Source organism: Pseudoxanthomonas sacheonensis, from assembly GCF_031455975.1.
Lineage (GTDB): Bacteria > Pseudomonadota > Gammaproteobacteria > Xanthomonadales > Xanthomonadaceae > Pseudoxanthomonas_A > Pseudoxanthomonas_A sacheonensis_A.
Window position 1 is genome coordinate 1,177,530 of the sequence record NZ_JAVDTT010000001.1, and the last position, 16,767, is coordinate 1,194,296.

A 16,767-nucleotide genomic window follows, 5' to 3' on the forward strand; every position below is an offset into this window, starting at 1 on the left:
CCAGTCGCGCGCCCTCCCCCAGCTACAGGAGCCTCCCGATGAGTGATTCCTTCGCCACCCGCACCTCCCTGCAGGTCAATGGCAAGTCCTATACCTATTTCAGCCTGCCCAAATTGGGCCAGCGCTTCGATATCGCCCGTCTGCCCTACTCCATGAAGATCCTGCTGGAGAATCTGCTGCGCCACGAAGACGGCGGCATGACCGTGGGCAAGGACCATATCGAAGCGGTGGCGCAATGGGATGCCACCCGCGAGCCGGACACCGAAATCGCCTTCATGCCAGCGCGGGTGGTATTACAGGATTTCACCGGCGTGCCTTGTGTGGTCGACCTGGCGGCGATGCGCGATGCCGTAGGCAAGCTCGGCGGCAAGGCCAGTCAGATCAATCCGCTGATCCCCTCCGAATTGGTTATCGACCATTCCGTGCAGGTCGACGTGTTCGGCCGCGCCGACGCGCTGGACCTCAACGGCAAGATCGAATTCGAACGCAACAAGGAACGCTACAGCTTCTTGCGTTGGGGCCAGAAATCCTTCGGTAATTTCAAGGTGGTGCCGCCCAATACCGGCATCGTTCACCAGGTGAATCTGGAGAACCTGGCGCGGGTGGTGATGGAGCGTGAAGTTGGCGGCGAACTGCTGGCGTTTCCTGACACCGTATTCGGCACCGATTCGCACACGACCATGATCAACGGCATCGGCGTGCTGGGCTGGGGCGTGGGCGGCATCGAAGCCGAGGCGGCGATGCTGGGCCAGCCTTCCTCCATGCTGATCCCGCAGGTAGTGGGCTTCAAACTGACCGGCAGGATGCCGGAGGGCGCGACCGCGACCGATCTGGTGCTGACCGTCACTCAGATGCTGCGCAAATTCGGCGTAGTCGGTAAGTTCGTCGAATTCTTCGGCGACGGCCTGCAGCACCTGCCGTTGGCCGACCGCGCTACCATCGCCAACATGGCGCCCGAATACGGCGCCACCTGCGGCATCTTTCCCATCGATTCGGAATCGTTGACCTACCTGCGTCTTTCCGGGCGCCCGGCCGATCTGATCGCGCTGGTCGAAAGCTACGCCAAGGCCCAAGGTCTATGGCATGAGCCCGGTCAACAGGAAGCGACCTACTCGGCGACCTTGCATCTGGACATGGCAGAAGTGCGGCCTTCGATGGCCGGACCGAAGCGTCCGCAAGATCGCGTGTTGTTGGAAGACGTACACGCGAACTTCACAGAAAGCCTGGCTCCGTTGATCGCCAGCCGAAAACCCAAGAACGGCAGTATCGAACGTCTGGTCGACGAAGGCGGTGGGCAGCCGCAGGCCGAACACCTGGCCGCCAAGCCGATTTCGAAGATCTTCATCCAGGACCAGGATGCCGAGCTCAACGATGGCTCGGTCGTCATCGCCGCGATCACTTCCTGCACCAATACTTCCAACCCGGCGGTGATGCTGGGCGCCGGCCTGCTGGCTCGCAATGCGGTGGCCAAGGGCTTGAAAGCGGCTCCCTGGGTGAAAACCTCGCTCGGCCCGGGTTCGCTGGTGGTGACCGACTACCTGAAGAAGGCAGGCGTGCTGGATCCGTTGGAAAAACTCGGTTTCTATGTCGTCGGCTATGGCTGTACCACCTGCATCGGCAATTCCGGACCGTTGCCGGATGCGGTGTCCAAGGGCATCGCCGAAAACGAACTGGTGGTGGCCTCGGTACTGTCCGGCAACCGCAATTTCGAAGGCCGCGTGCATCCGGAAGTGAAAGCCAACTACCTGGCTTCGCCGCCGTTGGTGGTGGCCTACGCCATCGCCGGCACGGTCAATATCGACCTGACCACGCAGCCGCTAGGCAAAGGAGCGGACGGCAAGGACGTTTTCCTGCGCGATATCTGGCCCAGCAACAAGGAAATCGGCGACACCATCGCCGCCACCGTGGGGCCGGAGCTGTTCGCGCAGAACTACGCGGACGTGTTCAAGGGCGACTCGCGCTGGGCGTTGATCGAATCGCCCGATGGCGAGTCCTACGCGTGGGACGAATCTTCCACCTACATCAAAAACCCGCCCTACTTCGACGGCATGACCATGCATGTCGGCACCATCGACGATGTGCATGGCGCGCGCGTGCTCGGTCTGTTCGGCGATTCCATCACCACCGACCACATTTCGCCGGCCGGCAATATCAAGAAGGACTCGCCCGCGGGCCGCTTCCTGCAGCAGCGCGGCGTGCAACCGGCCGACTTCAACAGTTATGGTTCGCGCCGCGGCAACGACGATGTGATGGTGCGCGGAACCTTCGCCAACATCCGCATCAAGAACCTGATGTTCGGCGGCGAAGAAGGCGGAAATACCCTTTATTTCAGCGGTAAAGACGCTGTCGGAGAAAAAATGGCCATCTACGATGCGGCCATGAAATACAAGGCCGACGGCGTGCCGTTGGTGGTGTTCGCGGGCAAGGAATACGGCACCGGATCGTCGCGCGACTGGGCGGCCAAAGGCACCAACCTGCTCGGCGTGAAAGCGGTTGTCGCGGAAAGTTTCGAGCGCATCCACCGTTCCAACCTGGTCGGCATGGGCGTACTGCCTCTGCAGTTCAAGGACGGCGAGAACGCGCAGACGCTGGGCCTTGACGGGTCGGAAACCTTCGACATCACCGGCCTGCAGGATGGCGCCGGCAAACTTGCCACGCTCACCGCGACCCGCGCGGACGGCAGCATGCTGAAGTTCGACGCCAAGGTGCTGCTGCTGACGCCCAAGGAAGTGGAGTACTTCCGTAACGGCGGCTTGCTGCATTACGTGCTGCGTCAACTGGCGGCCCGAAAAGCTGCCTAGGTAGGTCGGGGCTACGTCCCCGACGTGCGGCAATTGATATCACATGCGTCGGGGCGTAGCCCCGACCTACGGTGACGGGTTCCTGGCTACGAATTCGGCTTCCATTGCGCGTAGTAAACGCGCCATTCGCCGTCTTCCAGCCGCCAGCCAGTGGTGATGGAATAGGTCTGCGCGCTATCGGGAATGAAGCGACCCTGGCTTCCGGTCAGCAGCGCAGTGAAGCGCAAGGTGGCCTGGCCCGACTTCTCTTCGAATTCGACCGGTCCGATGGTTACGCCTATCGTCGAATTGCCTAGAACCTGCGCCCGCATTAGATTGTGCAACGCAGCACGATCCATTCCTTCGTTTCCGACGAAATCGTCGGCCACGCCTTCCATGAAATCCGATGTCTTACGCTCGCTCGCCGCAGTCTGCATACGCTGCAATTGCGCGCGCAATGCCGCTTCTGGGGTATCGCGTGCGCAAGCCGCCAGCGCTGCCAGAGCCAGCAGCAGCCAACCGGTCCCGGCCAATCGTCGAAAGGTCTGCAATGTCTTCGCCTTTTCCATCCGGGGCGGTATGCTCGTATCGTGGAACCCCACAATCGACACCTGCTTTTCGCACGTGCCGGACCAAACCAAGGCCCTGGGGAGGGAGTGAAAGATGAGTCAGGATCGTCCGTGGTTCAAGAATTATCCGCAAGGCGTGCCGCATGAAATAGATCTGGACGAATACCGGTCCATCGTTTCGGTATTCGATACCGCAGTCCGGAATTTCAACGGTCGTCCGGCATTCTCCAACTTCGGCAAGACCCTGACCTATAGCGAAATCGAAGCGCTAAGCCGTCATTTCGCGGCGTACCTGCTCGGCGAGTTGAAGCTCAAGAAAGGCGACCGCGTCGCCATCATGGCGCCCAATTGCCTGCAGTATCCGATCGCCATTTTTGGCATCCTGCGCGCCGGACTGACGGTAGTGAACGTCAATCCGATGTATACCGCGCGCGAACTCAAGCACCAGTTGATCGACTCGGGCGCCAGCGCGCTGGTGGTGGTGGACAATTTCGGCCATACCGTGCAGGAAGTAGTGGCGGATACGCCGCTCAAGCAGGTCATCACCACGGGGCTGGGCGATCTGGTCGGCTTCCCGAAGGGGGCGATCATCACCTTCATGCTGAAGTACGTGAAGAAGTTGGTCCCGGACTACGACATCCCCGGCGCCGTTCGCTTCAAGGACGCATTGACTCTCGGCCGCATGCACAAGTTGCCCGAGATAGAGATAGACGGAGAGGACATCGCCTTTCTGCAGTACACCGGCGGCACCACCGGCGTTTCCAAGGGCGCCATGCTGACCCACCGCAATCTAGTGGCCAACATGCAGCAGGCCGGCGTGTGGGTGGGCAAAGGCCTGGACCATGGCGATGAGGTCATCATCACCGCGCTGCCGCTCTACCATATCTTCGCATTGACGGCGAACGGCCTGGTGTTCATGAAACTGGGGGGGCTCAACCACCTGATCAGCAATCCGCGCGACATGCCCGGTTTCGTCAAGGAGCTGCAAAAGACGCGTTTCACCGCCATCACCGGCGTCAACACGCTCTTCAACGGCTTGCTCAACACGCCCGGCTTCGACCAGGTCGATTTCTCCAATCTCAAGATGACCCTGGGCGGCGGCATGGCCGTGCAACGCGCGGTCGCGGAAAAATGGAAGAAAGTGACTGGAGTGACGCTGGTGGAAGCCTACGGCCTGACCGAGACTTCGCCAGCGGCTTGCATCAATCCCATGGATCTAAAGGACTACAACGGCGCTATCGGCCTGCCTATTCCTTCCACCGATGTATGCCTGAAGGACGACGATGGCGTGACCCTTACCGTTTTGGGTGAAGTCGGCGAACTATGCATCAAGGGCCCGCAGGTGATGAAGGGTTATTGGCAGCGCCCGGAGGAGACCGCCAACGTGATCGACGCCGACGGCTGGTTGCACACGGGCGATATGGCCAAGATGGACGAGAACGGATTCTTCTACATCGTGGACCGCAAGAAGGACATGATCCTAGTGTCCGGTTTCAACGTGTATCCCAACGAGGTCGAGGACGTCATCGCCAGCATGGAAGGCGTGCTCGAGGTGGCGGCCATCGGAGTGCCCGACGAGAAGTCGGGCGAGGCGGTCAAGGCATTCGTGGTCAAGAAGGATCCCTCCCTCACCGCCGACCAGATCAAGGCCTATTGCCGCGAGAACCTGACCGGGTACAAGCAGCCCAAGCTGGTCGAATTCCGCACCGAACTGCCCAAGACCAATGTCGGCAAAATCCTGCGCAAGGAGCTGCGCGACCCTCCGCCGCAGAAGTCCTGAGCCCAGCAGCCCGAGGGCCGGCTTAAGCCGGCCTTTTTTTTTGGCCTGTGCCCATATCCCCCCGGAGCCCCCAGGGAGATTTTATGACCTACGTCACACTTTTGTAAGCTGTGACATTAACCCTGCCACTTCATTGGTTCTTCACGGCGCCGCAAGGGGTTTTTAACGGAGTGTTCAGGTGTAGGATCGGCCCCGCCAGTCACATTTGACCGCAGCACCGTCCAGACCCCATAGCTTCCCTTACAACGCATTCAAGCCGAGGATCCAAAAATGAGCAATGTCGAAAAACTGCTACGCAGCCGCCCCTACCAGACCCTTCGCGTCGATTCCGAGCCGAGTGGCGATAGCCACTGGATGTACATGCATGCGGAAGCCGCTCCGGGCGTTCGCCCTTGCTTCCACAGCCAGATGCTCGACGATGTGCTCAGCTTCATGAATTCCATCACTCTGCGTGAATCGCAACGCCAGTCGGGCAAACTGCGTCACCTGGTGGTTGCGTCCGAAGGTTCCGCATTCAATCTCGGCGGTGACCTGGCGCTGTTCTCGCACTTGATCCGCGAAGGCAATCGCGACCGCCTGCTCAGCTACGCGCGCCGCTGCATCGATGGCGTGTACCACCTCAACACCGGTTTGGGTGGCGATGTGCGCACCATCGCCCTGATTCAGGGCGACGCATTGGGCGGCGGCTTGGAGATCGCACTCTCCTGCCACACCATCGTCGCCGAAGAAGGCGTGGACATGGGCTTGCCGGAAGTGCTGTTCGGTCTGTTCCCGGGCATGGGCGCCTATTCCTTCCTGTGCAAGCGCATGTCGCCGCAGCTGGCGGAAAAGATCATCCTGGAAGGCAATATCTTCAGCAGCGACGAGATGTACCGCATGGGCGTGGTGGATGTACTGGTTCCCAAGGGCCAGGGCGCATCGGCGGTGCAGGAGTTGATCAGCAAGCAGCAGCGCTCCTCGCACGCCTACCTGGCCATGAATGCTTGCCGCAATCTCGCGCAGCCGGTCGGCTACGACGAACTTATGCGCATCACCGAGGTTTGGGTGGATACCGCGTTGGCGTTGGGCGATAAGTCGCTGAAGATGATGGAGCGCATCGTGCGTGCCCAGGAAAGACGCGCTTCGGTGCGCGCTGCCTAAGCCAAGACGGTAGGTTATGGAGCAAGACCGCTAAAGGACTAGCACAGGGGGAAAGGTTGAAAACGGCTGCGCCGCGCAGCCGTCAGGAACGATCGCTGTCCTTTTTGACGCCATCGCGCGTACGTCCGCGCGCTTCCAACGCCACGCGTCCCTGGCTGAGGCTTGTGTTCAACATCGCAAGCCGCTGACGCCATTCCGTGGCGATCTCCTTGTCGCCCGCTTGCATCAGTTCGCCGCTAGCGCGCGCAAGCTTGACCAAGCCGAGATTGCTGGCAACGCCTTTCAGCGCATGCGCATGCTCGCGCAGATGGGCGCCGTCGCCGCTTTCCATCGCGTGGGCCATCGCACCCAGGCAGCCCTCGGCATCGTTGAGGCACTGTTGGATGAACTCGCGCTCGAACGCATCGCCCATGCCCAACACGCTGAGTTCGTTGAGCACGCTCGGGTCCAGCACGTCGTCCGAGACCGGAAGCTGAGGCCGGTCGATCTGCACCGGAGCTGTAACGCGGCCGTTCTGGGCGATTTCCGCCAGCACGTCCAGCAAGCGCGTGGCCACGATCGGCTTGGCGAGGAAGGCGCGCGCGCCCGCTTGTTCGCAACGCGAGATGGCATCGGGCGTAACGTCGGCGCTCAGCACCAGCACCGGAGTGCGCGGCCCGCCGCCGGCTTCCATGATGCGCAACTGCTTGAGCAGATCCAAACCGCTGATACCGGGCATGTGCAAGTCGACGATGACGGTGTCGTAGTCGGCGATTTCCAGCGCGTCCAGCACTTCCTCGCCCCCGTTCACGCAGACCACCCGGTGCCCTGCTTTTTGCAGCAGGCGCTGGACGACCATACGGTTGGCTTCGTGGTCGTCCGCAACCAGGATCTGCAGGCTGCGCACGCGTGCGCGATGGCGCAGGAACGGATCGGAGAACGCGATGATGTTTTCCGCGCTGTGCTGCTCTTGTTCTTCGATCCACGCCGGAACCACTGGCGTCTTGACGGTCTGCACCGCTTCGAACGGCAGCTCGACCCAGAAGCTGCTGCCGCGATGCTCGGCGCTTTCGAAGCCGATGCTGCCGCCCATCGCCTCGGTAAGGCCCTTGGCGATCGTGGTGCCGAGGCCGGTGCCGCCGTAGCGTCGCGACAGGCTGACGTCGGCTTGTTCGAAAGCCTCGAAAAGCTTTGCGCGCACGCTGGCGGGAATGCCGATGCCGGTATCGGTGACGATGAAACGCAGATTTATCTTGTCGTCGTGGCTAGGTACCCGTTTGACTTCCAGCTTCACGGATCCGGCATTGGTGAACTTGACCGCATTGCCGGCCAGATTCAGCAGCACTTGACGCAGGTGGCGGATGTCGCCGCGCAACTTGGCCGGCACGTCCGGATCGATGCGCGTTTCGTAGTTGAGCTGTTTGCCGCGGGCTTGCGGCAACAGGATCATGCCGATGTTGTCGATCAGCTCCTGCGGCGAGAATTCGACGACATCGAGCTTCAATTTGCCCGCTTCGATCGCCGAGATGTCCAGCACGTCCTCTACCAGCGCCAGCATGCTGCGGGTGGAGGCCTGGATGGTATGCAGGCATTCGCGCTGTTCGCTGTCCAGTTGCGTAGTGGCCAACAACTCGGACATGCCGGACAAGCCGTTCAAGGGCGTGCGGAATTCGTGGCTCATGTTGGCCAAAAAGCGGCTCTTGGCCTCGTTGGCGCGATGGGCTTCTTCGGTGGCGCGGGTCAACTGCCGCAGTAAGCCGGACAGGTACATAGGCACGGCGATCAAGCCCAGCAGCAGGCCGATGCCCAGGGTACGGTTCTGCACCCAATAGTCGCTCATCACCAGCACTACGGCGAAGCTAGCGCAGGCCATCGCCACTGCGATGATCAAATAACGGTTGCCGTAGCGCAGTCCGTTGCCCACGGTGACCCACATCAGCACGATATAGGCCCAGGCGAGCGGCTCGCCCATGCCGATCATGGCGGCGGCCATCAAGCCGTAATCGGCCACCATGCCTAACGCGCGGCGGGGGCCGGACTTGCCGGGGCGAACCAGCAGCCAGGCGACGATGCCGATGCCGTTGAACAGACCCGAAAGCACGATCGTCAGCACGATCGAATACTCCCGGACATCCAGCATCTCGCGGGAAGAAGGCAGCAGCGCGTAGGCCAGGATCAGCGATATCAGGGTCAGGCGCACGAGGGCCTGGCCGTGTTCGCTGTCAGGGCGATTGGAGAGCCGGCTCCGGACCCAGGTCGTCAAGGCGTGCATGGCGGACAAGGCGTGCATGGATTACTGCATGCCCGGGCGGACGTGCACGGTCGAATACTGGTCGCAGATATCGTCCAGCCTGGCCCGGCCGCGGCCCAGCGCATCCACGCAGGCCGGATCGAACAGGCGGCCGCGCTGCGCGTACAGATAAGCCAGGGCGGCATCGCGATCCCAGGCCTTCTTGTACGGACGCGGCGAAATCAGCGCATCGAACACATCGGCAACCGCCACTATTCTGGCTTCGAGCGGGATCGCGTCGCCTTTCAGGCCGTCGGGATAGCCGCTGCCGTCGTAACGCTCGTGGTGGCGCAAGGCGATGATGGCGCCAGCCTGGATGAAACGGTTGTGGCTGCCGCTCAGCAATTCGTGGCCGATGCGCGGATGCCGGCGCATGACCTCGGTTTCCTCCTCGGTCAACGGGCCTGGTTTCATCAGTACCGAATCGGGGATGGCGATCTTGCCCATGTCGTGCAGCGGCGCCGCCATCTCGATGGCGCGCACTTCGTCCTCGGGCAGCCCCAGCTGTTCGGCGATCAGACCGGCGACATGCGCCATGCGCTCGAGGTAGGCGCTGGTGCCGCTGTCGCGGTATTCGATGGCGCGCGCCAGCCGCGAGAGCGTCTCGCGTTCGCGCTCTTCCACTTCATGCATGCTCGAAAGCAGCCGCTGCTCCAGCGACATGGCGCGCTGTTTGATGTTCTCGCTCTGTTGGCGCAGCTGCAGCAGGTTGCGGCAGCGGGCGCGCAGTTCGCGCGGGCGAACCGGCTTCACCAGGAAGTCGATGACGCCGGCTTCCAGCGCCGCCTGGCGGATGGGCTCGTCGCCGACCACGGTGATCAGGATGATCGGGATATCCCGGTGCATCGGCAGGCGGCGGAAACGGCGCGCGAATTCCAGTCCGTCCATGCCGGGCATGCGGTAATCCAGCAACAGCAGATCGGTGCGATTGGCTTCGCACCAGGCCAGCGCTACGGCGGGATCGCCGAAGTCGTGCACAGATAATTCCGACGCGATGTCCTCGATGACATGGCGCAGCATCGTCCGCGCTGATGTCTGATCGTCCACGATGACGATATCCAAGCCGCTTCCAACCCCGTTAGGCCACGCAACGTGGCTGTCGGGTGAGGATACTCCGGTGTAGACCCTGCTGGCATCTAGCATAGCTTCAACCCCTCCCGGCAAACTCGTCTTGGCGACGAACAAACCGGTGCTTCGGAACTGGGAGACTCCTCACCCGCATGTTAGGGGGAACGAGAGAAAAGTCCTGTCTTTAGCCGGAATAACGCAGAAACCGTGCCACTTTTCCTACCTGAACCCCTGAGGGAATAATTGTGACGAACGTCACAATATTAACGATACCCAGGTTCATGGGGCGCATTCGGCCAGAGACGCAAGGCAAGGCAAGTGGGGATCTACGGGCAAAAGCTGCCCAATGGCGTCACTTGGAGCACCGCCTCAGCCCGCGGTTTCAGGACGCATGTAGGGGAACAGCAGCACGTCGCGGATCGAATCCGAACCGGTCAGCAGCATCACCAGGCGGTCGATGCCGATTCCCAGGCCTCCAGTGGGCGCCAATCCCACTTCCAGGGCGCGGATGTAATCCGCGTCGAAATGCATGGCCTCATCGTCGCCGCCCTCCTTCGCCTCGACCTGGGCCAGGAAGCGTGCCGCCTGGTCTTCGGGATCGTTGAGCTCGGAGAAACCGTTGGCCAGCTCCTTGCCGTTGACGAACAGCTCGAAACGGTCGGTATAGCCGGGCTGGTCGTCGTTGGCACGGGCCAGTGGCGAGACCTCGACCGGATGGTCGGTGATGAAGGTCGGCTGGATCAGGGTGTGTTCGACGGTTTTCTCGAAAATCTCCAGCAGCAGCTTGCCCCAACCGTAACTTGGCTTGACGTGGATCTTCAGGCGCTCGCAGTGACGCACTAGCGCTTCGCGGTCGGTGCAGTCGGCCAGGCTGATCTCCGGGTTGTGGTGGCGCACCGCTTCGTCCATGCGCCAGCGGCGGAAAGCCGGGTCCAGATCGATGCGTTCGCCGTCCCACAGCACCTGGCCGGTGGCCAGCACTTCATGGGCCACATCGCGGATCACGCCTTCGGTCAGGTCCATGATCTCGTTGTAGGTGGCGTAGGCCTCGTACAACTCCAGCATGGTGAATTCGGGGTTGTGTCGGGTGCTGACGCCTTCGTTGCGGAAGTTGCGATTGATTTCGTAGACGCGCTCCATGCCGCCCACCACCAGGCGCTTGAGATACAGCTCGGGCGCCACCCGCAGGTACAGGTCCAGGCCCAAGGCGTTGTGGTGGGTGGTGAACGGCTTGGCCGCCGCGCCGCCGGGGATGTAATGCATCATCGGCGTCTCCACTTCCAGGAAACGCCGGGCATCCAGCCATTCGCGCATGGCGCGGATGATCTTGGAGCGCTTGATGAAGACTTCGCGCGCTTCCGGGGTGACGATCAGATCGACATAGCGCTGGCGGTAGCGCTGCTCCACATCCGACAGGCCATGCCACTTGTCCGGCAGCGGGCGCAGGGACTTGGTCAGCAGGCGCAGGCTGGTCACCTTGACCGACAGTTCGCCGGTGCGGGTGCGGGTCAGTCCGCCCTCCACGCCGACGATGTCGCCGACGTCCCAGCCCTTGAAGGCGTCGTAGACCTCGCCCAGGGTGTTGGATTGCAGGAACAGCTGCACGCGCCCGGATTCGTCCTGGATCTGCGCGAAGCTGGCCTTGCCCATCACCCGCTTGGCCATCAGGCGTCCGGCCACCTTCACTTCGCGCTGTGCGGCCTCCAGCGCCTCGGCGGACCAAAGGTCCTTGTCGCCGTACTGCGCCTGCAGGTCGCCCGCGTAGTCGACGCGGCGGAAGTCGTTGGGGAACGCGATGCCCTGCCCGCGCAACGCCTTGAGTTTCGCGCGACGCTCGGCGATGAGGCTGTTTTCATCGACGGGAGGGGTGGAGTTTTCTGTCATGGAGATGGCCGTGGCTACGCTGCTTTTGATCGTCATTCCCGCGCAGGCGGGAACCCAGTGTCTTTGATTTTGCTCGGCGAAGCGAAAGTCGCTGGGTCCCCGCCTGCGCGGGGATGACGGCCCAGTTTTCGATCCGCCTTCTTGCCGTCTTATGCGTCGCTACGTTTGGAACCGGCTTCCAGGCCCGATTTCAGGCTGGCCTCGACGAATTCGTCCAGGTCGCCGTCCAGCACCTTCTGGGTGTCGGTGCGTTCGACGCCCGTGCGCAGGTCCTTGATCCGGCTCTGGTCGAGCACGTAGTTGCGGATCTGGCTGCCCCAGCCGATATCGGACTTGGTCGCTTCCAGCGCGTCGCGTTCGGTGTTGCGCTTCTGGATTTCCAGCTCGTACAGCTTGGCCTTCAGCATCTTCATCGCGGTGTCGCGGTTGGCGTGCTGGCTGCGGCCGGTCTGGCAGGCGACCACGGTATTGGTCGGGATGTGGGTGATGCGCACCGCCGACTCGGTCTTGTTCACGTGCTGGCCGCCGGCGCCGGAAGAGCGATAGACGTCGGTGCGCAGGTCGGCGGGATTGATGTCGATCTCGATGTTGTCGTCGACTTCCGGCGACACGAATACCGAAGTGAACGAGGTATGGCGGCGGTTGTCCGAGTCGAACGGCGACTTGCGCACCAGGCGGTGCACGCCGATCTCCGTCTTCAGCCAGCCGTAGGCATAGTCGCCCTCTACACGGAAGGTGGCCGACTTGATGCCCGCCACTTCGCCGGCGCTGGCCTCCATCAGCTCGGTCTTCCAGCCGCGCGATTCGCACCAGCGCAGGTACATGCGCAGCATCATCTCGGCCCAGTCCTGCGCCTCGGTGCCGCCGGCGCCGGCCTGGATATCGACGAAGCAGTTGGCCGGATCGAGTTCGCCGGAGAACATGCGCTGGAATTCCAGCTTTTCCACGTGGATATTGAAGCGATCGACGTCGGCGACCACCGCCAGGGCGGTTTCCTCGTCGTTTTCGCTTTCGGCCAACTCCAGCAGTTCGACCGCTCCGGTCAGGCCTTCTTCCAGGCTGACGATGCCGTTGACGTTCTTTTCCAGGCTGGAACGTTCGCGGCCCAGGGTCTGCGCGTATTCGGCGTTGTTCCAAATGTCGGGGCTTTCCAGCTCCCGGTTTACTTCTTCCAGGCGCTCGCGCTTGGCGTCGTAGTCAAAGATACCCCCGAAGCGAATGCAGCCGTTCCTGGAGATCGGCGATGCGCTGGCGGATGGGGTTGAGTTCGATCATGAGGGTATTGGGATGCGAAACAGCCGCGAATTCTAGCAGGCCGCCGGGTTCAGGCGCTGGGTGTGCCCAATTCCACGCCCACTCCCGCGCCCACTCGCCCGCGCAGGTCGGCGCGATAGCGGCGGCTGCACGGCAGCGTGGTGCCATCCTTCAGGTGCAGGCGTGCGTCTCCGGTATCCATCGGCTCGATAGAGGCGACCTGGTCCAGATTGACTAGATAGCTGCGGTGGACCCGCGCGAAGCGGCGCGGATCGAGCTTGGTCTCGATGGCCGCGATGGTGCTGCGCAGCGGATAGTCGTGCTGGCGCATGCGCAGGTTGACGTAGTTGCCCGAAGCCTGGATCCATTCGATGTCGTTGGCTGCGACCAGGAATTCCCTGCCCAGTTTGCGCACCAAGAAGCGCTCGGGCAGTTCGATCCGCTCCACCGGCGGTCCCTCATCAGGCGTGTCGAGCAGACTGGCTTCGCCCTGCCAGCGACGCAGCAGGAAACGGTAAGCCTCGATGCTGAACACCATGATCATGAAGCTGCGGACATCTTTCAGATATTCGTACAGGAATTCCCGGCCCCAGGGGCCGAAGTCGTATTCCAGGCCCTGCCAGCGATAGATCAGCACGCGCAGGGCGACCATGCCCGTCACGTGCAATATTGAAACCAGCACGCTGGCCAGCAGATACCAGGGCAGCTGTCGCCGCCAGTTGTCCCAGTGCAGCGGGAAGCGGCGAGTGAACCAGACAATGGCGGGCAGCAAGACCACCAGCCACATCACCGCGCTGCTGGACTCCCACACCGCCGGCTCCCAGCTCAGGATGTCAGACCGGCCACGACGGATTTCCATCAGCGTAGTGATGCTGTTGCCCACGCAGTTGATGCCGATCAGCAATACCCAGAAGCCGATCTCGAAGGTACGGCGCCAGGGCAGGAAACGGCGATAGGCGGCATCGGTAGCGGATTCGGGCATAGGCGCATTCTAGGCGAGCGCACGGAATTTCCTGCCAACGGTCGTCCCCGTGGGACTGCAGTTCGTCCCTTCGTCCCGGCAACCCGTCCCTTTGCGCTCGCGCCGCAGGACTGCCGGCGTCCCAATGGCCGTCATCTTCACTGAGAACGGGAATTCGCCATGGAACGTCGCCACGACCTGGACTGGGTACGCGTCTGCGCCTTCGGCGTGCTTGTCCTCTATCACGTGGGCATGTACTACGTGACCTGGGACTGGCATGTGAAGAGTCCCTACGCCAGCGGAACCATCGAGCCGCTGATGCTGCTGAGCAGTCCTTGGCGGCTCTCGCTGCTTTTCCTGGTGTCCGGTGCCGCCAGCGCCTTTCTGTTCGGCAAGCAGCCGCAGGGATTCCTGAAGTCGCGTTCCTGGCGCCTGCTGGTTCCACTGGTCTTCGGGATGCTGGTCATCGTGGTGCCGCAGGCGTACTACGAAGTCATGGATTCGCGCATCCCCGGCGGCTACCACGACGGCTATCTGGCCTTCTGGGGGCGCTATCTGGCGAACGACGGGACGTTCTGCGATGACGATGGCTGCCTGGATCTGCCGACCTGGAACCACCTGTGGTTCGTTGCTTATCTGTGGGTGTACACCGTGGCGATCTGGCTGATCGCCCGGCTGATGCCAAACGTCTGCCGGCATGCGCGGGAATGGCTGGGTGGCCGACTATCCGGCTGGGGCGTACTGCTGTGGCCGGTACTGTTGCTGGCGGTCGCACGGATCGCGCTGGTCGAACGCTTCGAAGCCACCCATGCGCTGGTCGACGACTGGTACAACCATGCGCAGTACTTCAGTGTATTCCTGCTCGGCTTCCTGATGGCACGCGCCACCGGATTCTGGGAAGCGCTGCAGCGTCTGCGCTGGGCATCGCTGGCCCTGGCCGCCGGCAGCTATGGGTTCATCGTCTGGTACTTCTACGGCAGCGGTTTTGGCGACGCCAACCCACCGCCGGATGCCTTGCGCCAGTTCCAACGGACGGTGTGGGCGCTGAACCAATGGAGCAGCATCGCCGCCATCTTCGGCTTCGCCTACCGCTTCCGCCATGCGGACAGCCCTGCGCTGCGCTATCTGGTGCCGGCGGTGTTCCCGGTCTACATCCTGCATCAGAGCGTCATCGTGGTCGCCGCGTACAACCTGAAACCGCTGGGCATTGCGCCCGTGTTCGAAGGGCCATTGCTGATCGTGCTGACGTTCGCCGTCTGTTTCGGCGGCTACGAAATCATCAGGCGGATGAATTGGATGCGGCCGCTGTTCGGGCTCAAGTATCGCCGTCCACCCGGACTGCTGCTTCCCGATGTTCGACAATCAGCTGGATAGCCGCGCCACCGCGATAGTCGTCCGGGACCAGCCTATACGCCAGGCGCAGGCGCGATTCGGGTTCCTGTTCGCGCCAGCCGCCGAAGTGGATGGCATTGAGCGGTTCCCGGCGGCCTTGGACTCGCAAGCTGAGCTTGAGATGGCGTTCGCCGACCACGCGCCAGTCGATCACCTCGAACACGCCATCGAAAAGCGGCTCGCCATAGCCCTGCCCCCAGGGCCCGCCGCTGCGCAGCGCCTCGGCGTTGGCCGCGACGAACTCCTCGGCCGACAGTTCGCCGTCGCTCAGCAGTTCCGCATGCAGCATGGCTGGATCCATCATCGCCTCGACCTGTTCGAGGAAAGCGGCCTGGAAACGAGCGAACTCTCTTGCTTCCAGGCTCAGTCCCGCCGCCATGGCGTGACCGCCGAACTTGCCCATCAGTCCCGGATAGGCGACGTCCACGTTGGCCAGCGCGTCGCGGATATGAAAACCGGGAATCGATCTTGCCGATCCGCGCAGACTGCTGCCGCCCGGTTCCGACGGCGCGAAGGCGATCACCGGACGATGCAGTTTTTCCTTCACCTTCGACGCCACCAGGCCGACCACGCCCGGATGCCATTCCGCATCGAACAGGCATAGCGCGATCGGCGTCTGCTGGTTGCCCGCGCTTTCGAGCCGTTCGATCGCAGCTTCGGCTTCGTCCACCATCTGCTGCTGCACACCGCGGCGTTCGGCGTTGATCCCATTCAATATCTGCGCCAGTTCATAGGCCTGGGTGGCGTCGTCGCTGAGCAGGCATTCGATGCCGATGGCCATGTCTTCCAGGCGGCCGGCGGCATTGAGCCGGGGTCCGATGGCGAAACCGATATCCGCAGCGGTCAGCCGGGCGGCCTCGCGGCCCGAGACCTCGATCAGCGCCCGGAGTCCTGCGCACCCCTGCCCTGCACGCAGCCGCCGCAGTCCAGCGCCGACCAGCGCGCGATTGTTGACGTCGAGCGGAACCAGATCGGCGATGGTGCCGACCGCAACCAGATCGAGCAGCATGGAAAGATCGGGCTCGCCTTGTGCCAGCGCACCTTGCTCGCGCAGCTGCTTCCGCAACGCCAGCAGCACGTAGAACATCACCCCCACGCCCGCCAGCATCTTGCTGGGGAACGCGTCGCCGCGCAGGTTGGGATTGACGATGGCATCGGCCGGCGGCAACACCTCGCCAGGCAGATGATGGTCGGTCACCAGCACCTTCCATCCCAGCGCTTTGGCTGCGGCGATGCCTGCATGGCAGGCGATGCCGTGATCGACGGTCACCAACAGGTCGGGTTCCAGCGCGGCGAGCTCGCCCACCAAGGCCGGCGACAGGCCATAGCCGTGCACCATGCGGTTAGGCACTGCCGGGGTCACACGCGTTGCGCCGAGCATGCGCAATCCACGCACGCCGACGGCGCAAGCGGTGGCGCCGTCGCAATCGAAGTCGCCGACCACGACGATATGGCGTTGGGCGGCGATCGCATCGGCAAGCAATGCGGTCGCTTCGGCCAGCCCGCCCAGGGTTTCGGGCGGCAGCAGTTGCGCCAGCTTCGGCTGCGCCTGCTCCAGGCTGGTCGCGCCGCGTCCGGCGTAGATGCGGCGCAGCAGCGGCGGAAGGCTCTCCGGCCAGCGTCCTACCGTATCGCTCTCGCGGCGACGGATCCTCGGGCCTTGAGCCATG

Annotated in this window: 11 protein-coding genes; 4 read left to right on the forward strand and 7 right to left on the reverse strand. The window is 62.7% G+C overall.

All coding sequences use genetic code 11. The annotated features are described in order from the left end of the window. Nucleotides 1-38: 38 nt before the first annotated feature. Nucleotides 39-2,801: an aconitate hydratase AcnA gene (acnA, locus tag J2W94_RS05310; RefSeq protein ID WP_310090845.1), complete on the forward strand. Its 2,763-nt coding sequence runs from the start codon at nucleotides 39-41 to the stop codon at nucleotides 2,799-2,801. Between the two features lie 86 nt (nucleotides 2,802-2,887). Here acnA and J2W94_RS05315 read toward each other — a convergent pair whose 3' ends face one another. Further along, on the reverse strand, nucleotides 2,888-3,349 hold the full coding sequence (locus J2W94_RS05315) for a nuclear transport factor 2 family protein (protein ID WP_310090846.1): 462 nt from the start codon (nucleotides 3,347-3,349) through the stop codon (nucleotides 2,888-2,890). A 94-nt stretch (nucleotides 3,350-3,443) separates the two neighbouring features. Between J2W94_RS05315 and J2W94_RS05320 the strand changes: the two genes are divergently transcribed. Beyond that, complete coding sequence (locus tag J2W94_RS05320) at nucleotides 3,444-5,129, forward strand: long-chain fatty acid--CoA ligase (protein ID WP_310090847.1); 1,686 nt, start codon at nucleotides 3,444-3,446, stop codon at nucleotides 5,127-5,129. Between the two features lie 270 nt (nucleotides 5,130-5,399). Continuing rightward, the gene (locus J2W94_RS05325) at nucleotides 5,400-6,269 is read left to right on the forward strand and encodes a crotonase/enoyl-CoA hydratase family protein (RefSeq protein ID WP_310090848.1); all 870 of its coding nucleotides are present in this window, start codon (nucleotides 5,400-5,402) and stop codon (nucleotides 6,267-6,269) included. Between the two features lie 82 nt (nucleotides 6,270-6,351). On the opposite strand, the gene J2W94_RS05330 is transcribed toward J2W94_RS05325, so the two are convergent. The 5 genes from J2W94_RS05330 to J2W94_RS05350 form a co-directional block, all read right to left on the reverse strand. After that, nucleotides 6,352-8,520, reverse strand: coding sequence for an ATP-binding protein (locus J2W94_RS05330; protein WP_310091591.1), 2,169 nt, complete (start codon nucleotides 8,518-8,520; stop codon nucleotides 6,352-6,354). Between the two features lie 21 nt (nucleotides 8,521-8,541). Further along, a complete protein-coding gene (locus J2W94_RS05335; RefSeq protein ID WP_310090849.1) occupies nucleotides 8,542-9,681 on the reverse strand; it encodes a two-component system response regulator in 1,140 nt (379 codons plus the stop codon). Nucleotides 9,682-9,975: 294 nt separating this feature from the next. Beyond that, nucleotides 9,976-11,490, reverse strand: coding sequence for a lysine--tRNA ligase (gene lysS, locus J2W94_RS05340; protein ID WP_310090850.1), 1,515 nt, complete (start codon nucleotides 11,488-11,490; stop codon nucleotides 9,976-9,978). A 149-nt stretch (nucleotides 11,491-11,639) separates the two neighbouring features. Further along, a protein-coding gene (prfB, locus tag J2W94_RS05345) for a peptide chain release factor 2 (protein ID WP_310090851.1) occupies nucleotides 11,640-12,765 on the reverse strand; the annotation gives its coding sequence in 2 pieces (ribosomal slippage) (nucleotides 11,640-12,689 and nucleotides 12,691-12,765; 1,125 coding nt in all). 49 nt (nucleotides 12,766-12,814) lie between these two features. Then, nucleotides 12,815-13,726, reverse strand: coding sequence for a LytTR family DNA-binding domain-containing protein (locus J2W94_RS05350; protein WP_310090852.1), 912 nt, complete (start codon nucleotides 13,724-13,726; stop codon nucleotides 12,815-12,817). Nucleotides 13,727-13,885: 159 nt separating this feature from the next. On the opposite strand from J2W94_RS05350, the gene J2W94_RS05355 reads away from it, so the two are divergent. After that, complete coding sequence (locus J2W94_RS05355; RefSeq protein WP_310090853.1) at nucleotides 13,886-15,079, forward strand: acyltransferase family protein; 1,194 nt, start codon at nucleotides 13,886-13,888, stop codon at nucleotides 15,077-15,079. Here J2W94_RS05355 and recJ read toward each other — a convergent pair. Continuing rightward, on the reverse strand, nucleotides 15,021-16,766 hold the full coding sequence (recJ, locus tag J2W94_RS05360; RefSeq protein ID WP_310090854.1) for a single-stranded-DNA-specific exonuclease RecJ: 1,746 nt from the start codon (nucleotides 16,764-16,766) through the stop codon (nucleotides 15,021-15,023). The two genes, J2W94_RS05355 and recJ, sit on opposite strands and share 59 nt — an antisense overlap. Between the last annotated feature and the right edge of the window lies 1 nt (nucleotide 16,767).